Here is a 1,697-nt window from a genome sequence, read left to right as displayed (position 1 = left end):
TATTTTATTCACAAACGCTGGATGACTAGGGCTGTGGAGTTGGCACAAGCAGCCGGTGATGCCGGTGAAGTACCCGTGGGTGCTGCAATTGTTGACGGTACTGGCAAATTGATTGCCGAAGCGCAAAATCGGCGAGAACGAGACTGCGATCCGACTGCTCACGCTGAAATCTTGGCTTTGCGCGCGGCCGGCCAAGTTTTGCAAGACTGGCATCTTAACCAATGCACGCTCTACGTAACGCTGGAGCCTTGCCCGATGTGCGCTGGTGCGATCGTCCAAGCTCGAATTCGTCTGCTGGTATACGGAGCAGATGACCCGAAAACTGGCACGATTCGGACTGCTGCTAATATTCCCGATAGCGCGCATTCGTGTCACCGCTTGGAGGTGCTCGGCGGTATTATGGAGTCTGTTTGCCGCGATCAGTTGATTTCCTGGTTTGAAACACGCCGGAAAAATTAACAGGTAAAATTTTTTACTCTCTTCTGGGCGATGTTTAATCGAACTTGACCCTTTAGCTGGAATAATAGATCCGTAATTGCCCGATCGAGCTTTCCAGGCGGCCGACTACTCTGTATTACTGCTGTCCGGTTGGCTGAGGTTTTACCTGTTAGAGATTATCTCTTGCGGGCGCGATCGCTCGATCGGTACAAGGCCAATAGCAAAAGTGTCCCGACCCAAAAACTAAAGATTTGTCCAATCACTTACTTTAGACTTGAGATCTCGAGAAAGCAGCTTAATTGCTATGCCCCATACCGCCACGATCGCCGTTGAGTCCAGTAAATCATCTCTAGTGAAGCCAATGCCTGCCAAGGTAGCATCTAATACCTCTCGCGTTTCTCCTTGGTTAACCTCCTTGCTCTATCCGCTAGGTCACTATGTTGTCCTACCGTTTCATTTTGGCAAGATTGAGATAACCGGACAGGAGCACCTGCCGAAAGACGGGCCTGTCATCTTAGCCCCTACGCACCGCTCCCGGTGGGATGCCCTGATGATGCCCTATTCAACTGGACAGAAGGTGACTGGACGCGATTTGCGGTTTATGGTAACTGCTGATGAGGTCAAAGGAGTGCAAGGTTGGTTCATCAGACATTTGGGGGGGTTTGCTGTGGATCTCAAGCATCCGGCAATTGGCAGTCTCCGTTATGGGGTGGAACTACTCCTCGACAAGGAAATGTTGGTGATTTTTCCCGAAGGCGGTATTTTTCAGGATGGCGAAGTTCACCCGATTAAGCCGGGATTGGCGCGTTTGGCAATGCAAGCAGAGTTGAGCAAACCGGGTTTGGGGGTGAAAATTGTACCGATGAGTATCCGCTATCGCCCCCGCATTCCTCAATGGGGTTCTCATGTAAAAATTGCGATCGGTTCTCCGATTTCCGTGGCGGATTATGCCAATGGTGGCGGTGGTAAAAAAGAAGCACGATTGTTGACAGCCGAGCTCGAAATGGCTCTTAAAAAGCTTGATGAAAGTTGAGAAGAAGGAAGAAGGAAGAAGGAAGAAGGAAGAAGGAAGAGGGAAGAAGGAAGAAGGAATTATGATATAATGTTTTAGGGTGCTCTGGAGAGATGCAGCACTTATTTGGCTGCTTTGTTATGTCTGTATTAAGTGTGAGCATTAATGGGTTGTGCTTTGAACTTTAAGCCTGGTCAAATTGTCAGTTTAGAATGTGGAGATGCGTGCCTGCATTCCGAGGTAATCC

At 49.3% G+C, this 1,697-nt stretch carries 2 protein-coding genes; both read left to right on the top strand.

Annotated elements, in window-relative coordinates; translation table 11 throughout:
- A partial coding sequence (gene tadA / locus QUA45_RS28690; RefSeq protein ID WP_445305359.1) for a tRNA adenosine(34) deaminase TadA occupies nt 1-459 on the top strand: 459 nt, incomplete at its 5' end.
- Between the two features lie 283 nt (nt 460-742).
- Nucleotides 743-1,471, top strand: coding sequence for a lysophospholipid acyltransferase family protein (locus QUA45_RS28685; RefSeq protein ID WP_333223323.1), 729 nt, complete (start codon nt 743-745; stop codon nt 1,469-1,471).
- Nucleotides 1,472-1,697 lie beyond the last annotated feature (226 nt).

Source organism: Microcoleus sp. Pol12A5 (genome assembly GCF_036701435.1).
GTDB lineage: Bacteria > Cyanobacteriota > Cyanobacteriia > Cyanobacteriales > Microcoleaceae > Microcoleus.
Note: the sequence above shows the minus strand (reverse complement) of the source record. Positions and strands in the feature narration are given on the sequence as shown.